This is a genomic window from Aquabacterium sp. A08, from assembly GCF_011742065.1.
In genome coordinates this window covers 1-224 of sequence record NZ_JAAQQT010000221.1, presented here as the reverse complement: position 1 = coordinate 224, position 224 = coordinate 1, and the positions used below count along the sequence as shown (strand labels likewise).

The window sequence follows — 224 nt, the reverse complement described above, 5'->3', positions numbered from 1 at the left end:
GCGCACAGGTGGCGGTCGCGGGCGAACAGCTTGGGGTTGCTCAGCGCCGGTTTCAGGTCGAAGGGGTTGATGCCCGGCACGCCCCGGGTGCCGATGATCGAGTTCACCGCGATGACCGACTGCTGGCCAGTGACCGCGTTGTGCCCGCCGTGAAAGACCGCCACGCGCTGCCCCATCTCCCAGCGCACCTCGTCGGCCGCGTAAGACAGCACCGCCTGTTCCAG

Annotated in this window: 1 pseudogene; it reads right to left on the bottom strand. The window is 68.8% G+C overall.

Annotated elements, in window-relative coordinates:
• Positions 1-224 (bottom strand): annotated as a pseudogene (locus HA630_RS26830) (HNH endonuclease); the annotation flags it as partial.